At 68.0% G+C, this 3,405-nt stretch carries 5 protein-coding genes and 1 pseudogene; 3 read left to right on the top strand and 3 right to left on the bottom strand.

Annotated elements, in window-relative coordinates; all coding sequences use genetic code 11:
* Both K0M70_RS09975 and dcd read left to right on the top strand, forming a co-directional pair.
* On the top strand, positions 1-274 hold a 274-nt coding region (locus K0M70_RS09975), incomplete at its 5' end, for a DUF1287 domain-containing protein (RefSeq protein ID WP_290781722.1).
* A 48-nt stretch (positions 275-322) separates the two neighbouring features.
* Positions 323-892 carry a dCTP deaminase gene (gene dcd, locus K0M70_RS09980; RefSeq protein WP_290781723.1) on the top strand — a complete coding sequence of 190 codons (570 nt, stop codon included), beginning with the start codon at positions 323-325 and terminating at the stop codon, positions 890-892.
* Positions 893-899: 7 nt separating this feature from the next.
* On the opposite strand, the gene K0M70_RS09985 is transcribed toward dcd, so the two are convergent.
* The 3 genes and pseudogenes from K0M70_RS09985 to K0M70_RS09995 form a co-directional block, all read right to left on the bottom strand.
* A complete protein-coding gene (locus K0M70_RS09985; protein ID WP_290781724.1) occupies positions 900-1,061 on the bottom strand; it encodes a DUF5668 domain-containing protein in 162 nt (53 codons plus the stop codon).
* Between the two features lie 101 nt (positions 1,062-1,162).
* A pseudogene (locus tag K0M70_RS09990) lies at positions 1,163-1,528 on the bottom strand (HIT family protein); the annotation flags it as partial.
* The gene (locus K0M70_RS09995) at positions 1,525-2,187 is read right to left on the bottom strand and encodes a dienelactone hydrolase family protein (protein WP_290781725.1); all 663 of its coding nucleotides are present in this window, start codon (positions 2,185-2,187) and stop codon (positions 1,525-1,527) included. The pseudogene K0M70_RS09990 and the gene K0M70_RS09995, both read right to left, overlap by 4 nt.
* A 91-nt stretch (positions 2,188-2,278) precedes the next feature.
* Between K0M70_RS09995 and rimO the strand changes: the two genes are divergently transcribed.
* The coding region (gene rimO / locus K0M70_RS10000) for a 30S ribosomal protein S12 methylthiotransferase RimO (RefSeq protein ID WP_290781726.1) at positions 2,279-3,405 on the top strand (1,127 nt) is incomplete at its 3' end.

Here is a 3,405-nt window from a genome sequence, read left to right on the forward strand (position 1 = left end):
GAACCTGGAAACCTGGCTGCGCCGGGCCGGCCATGCGCTGCCCGCGTCCCCCCGGGCGGCCGCATACCGGCCCGGCGCCCTGGTCAGCTGGCGCCTGCCGGGCGGCCTGCCGCACATTGGCATCGTCTCCGACCGCCGGGCGCGGGACGGCTCGGGCCGGTTGATGGTGGTGCACAACATCGGCGACGGCGCCCGGGTCGAGGACGTGCTGCTGGCCTGGCCTCCGGTCGGGCACTTCCGGCTGTTCTCCGATACGGCGGCGCCGGCCCGCTAGAATCGCCCCCTTCCTTTCCCCCAGCCCCTTTCGTCCAAGAGCCCCCGAATGAGCATCAAGTCAGACAAGTGGATCCGCCGCATGGCCGAGCAGCACGGCATGATCGAGCCCTTCGAGCCGGGCCAGGTGAAGCACGACGCCGGCGGCGAGCGCATCGTCAGCTACGGCACGTCCAGCTACGGCTACGACGTGCGCTGCGCGCGCGAGTTCAAGATTTTCACCAACATCAATTCCACCATCGTCGACCCCAAGAACTTCGACCCGTCGAGCTTCGTGGACGTCACTTCGGACGTGTGCATCATCCCGCCCAACTCGTTCGCGCTGGCGCGCACGGTGGAATTCTTCAGGATCCCGCGCGACACGCTGGTGGTGTGCCTGGGCAAGAGCACCTACGCGCGCTGCGGCATCATCGTCAACGTCACGCCGCTGGAGCCGGAGTGGGAAGGCCACGTCACGCTTGAATTCAGCAACACCACGCCGCTGCCGGCCAAGATCTACGCCGGCGAGGGCGTGGCCCAGATGCTGTTCTTCCAGTCGGACGAAGTCTGCGAAACCTCGTACAAAGACCGCGGCGGCAAGTACCAGGGACAAACCGGCGTCACCCTGCCCAAGACCTGAGGCGGGGCTAGCCTTTCTTGAACAGCAGGCTGACGCCCAGCGCGATCAGGGCCAGCGGCCACCACTTGATCAACGTGGACCAGATGCGGAACTCGGGGATCAGGTTGTCGGCCAGCAGCAGGGCGCCGAGCACGATCAGGATCAGGGCGGGGAACAGATTGTTCTTCATGGGTGCTCCGGGTTTCGGTGGGGGGCGCCGATGACGGCGTCCAGGCCTTGCCGCAGCGAAGATAGCAGTGCCTCGCGCCTGTCCGCCATGTAAGGAACCCGCGCGCCGCTGCCCCACACCGGTCCCGGCCAGGCGGCGTCGTTCTCGCTGCGCGCCACTACGTGCACGTGCAGCTGGCGCACGATGTTGCCCAGGGCGCCGACGTTGAGCTTGTGCACGGGCCCGAGCGAACGCAGCAGCCGGCCCGCCAGGTTCACTTCGGCCAGCAGCTGGCGCTGAGCGCCGCCGTCCAGATCGATCCACTCTTGTGCGCCGGCAATCCGCGGCACCAGCACCAGCCAGGGAAAGCGCGCGTCGTCCATCAGCCGCAGCTGCGAAAGGGGGCCGTCGGCCACCAGCAGCGAGTCGGCGGCCAGGCGCGGGTCGGGCAGGAACGGTCCGGGCGCGCTGTCGGCAGGCGGGCTCAACGCAGGTGCTTCTGGAAGAAGTTCAGGGTGCGGGTCATCGCCTGTTGGGACGTCTCGGCGTCGTAGTCGGGCCGCTGGTCGCAGTTGAAGCCGTGGCCGACGCCGGGCCAGACGATGATTTCCGCGCCGGGCAGCGCTTCGCGGTGTTTTTCCACGTCCGCGGGCGGGATCAGCGCGTCGTTCTCGCCAAAATGCAGCATCAGCGGCGCCTTGGGTCGATCACGCAGCAGCGGCAACGTCCGACCCCCGTAGTAGCTCACCGCCGGCAGTCCGAGCTTGGTGTTGGTGTAATAGGCCACGCTGCCGCCCCAGCAGAACCCGACCACGCCGACCTTGAACTCCGCTTCCAGGAAATCGAAGGCGCCGCGCACGCCATCCAGCGCGCCGTTGAAGCCGATTTCCTCGGCCATCGCGCGGCCGCGCTCGACGCCCGCGGCGTCATAGCCCAGCTCCGTCCCGGGGTGGGTGGCGTCGAACAGGGCCGGTGCGATGGCCACATAGCCATAGTTGGCGAAGCGGTCGGCCACCTGGCGGATGTGGGAGTTCACGCCGAAAATCTCCTGGACCACGATCAGGGCGCCGCGGGGCGTCACCCTGGGCCGGGCGTGCCAAGCCGAGATGCGCCCGTGGCGGGTGTTGATCGAGATGGTCTGGCCCATGGCATGCCCCTCGCGGTCCAAGCCCCAAGCCTACACCGGGACAGGGCCCGGGGAGCGCTATAATCCGCGCCCCGCCCAATTCCGGCCCGCCATGTCCGCCAGCAACCCCAAGGTGGGCTTCGTCAGCCTCGGCTGCCCGAAAGCCCTCGTCGACTCCGAACGCATCCTCACCCAGCTGCGGGTGGAGGGCTACGAGATCGTGCCCAGCTATGACGCGGCCGACGTGGTGGTGGTCAATACCTGCGGCTTCATCGACTCGGCGGTGGCGGAAAGCCTGGACGCCATCGGCGAGGCCCTGGCCGAGAACGGCAAGGTGATCGTCACCGGCTGCCTGGGCAAGCGCCCGGAGCAGATCCGTGCGGCGCACCCGGACGTGCTTTCCATCAGCGGCCCGCAGGACTACACCAGCGTGATGAACGCCGTGCACTTGGCGCTGCCGCCGCGCCACGACCCGTTCGTGAACCTGCTGCCCGACTACGGCCTCAAGCTCACGCCCAAGCACTACGCCTACCTGAAGATTTCCGAGGGCTGCAACCACCGCTGCACGTTCTGCATCATCCCCAGCATGCGCGGCGACCTGGTGTCGCGCCCGGTGGACGAGGTGCTGCGCGAGGCCGAGAAGCTGGCCCGCGGCGGCGTGCGCGAACTGCTGGTGGTGTCCCAGGACACCAGTGCCTACGGCGTGGACACGAAGTACGCCCCGCGCGACTGGAACGGCAAGGCCTACGAAACCCGGATGAAGGGCCTGTGCGAGGGCCTGTCCGAGCTGGGCATCTGGACCCGCCTGCACTACGTGTACCCGTATCCGCACGTGGACGACATCATCCCGCTGATGGCGGACGGGAAAATCCTGCCGTACCTGGACATCCCGTTCCAGCACGCCAGCCCGCGCATCCTCAAGCTGATGAAGCGCCCGGGTGCGGTGGACAAGACGCTGGAGCGCATCCAGCGCTGGCGCGCCATTTGCCCCGACATCACCATCCGCAGCACCTTCATCGTCGGCTTCCCGGGTGAAACCGACGAGGACTTTGAACAGCTGCTGTCGTTCCTGGACATGGCCGAGCTCGACCGCGTGGGCGCGTTCGCGTACTCGCCGGTGGACGGCGCGCGCGCCAACGACCTGCCCGACGCCGTGCCCGAGGAAGTGAAGCAGGAGCGCCTCGGGCGCTGCATGGAGCTGCAGGCGGAGATCAGCGCCGAGCAGCTCGAGCGGAAGGT

It is taken from the genome of Arenimonas sp., assembly GCF_019459675.1.
In the GTDB taxonomy this organism is placed as follows: domain Bacteria; phylum Pseudomonadota; class Gammaproteobacteria; order Xanthomonadales; family Xanthomonadaceae; genus Arenimonas.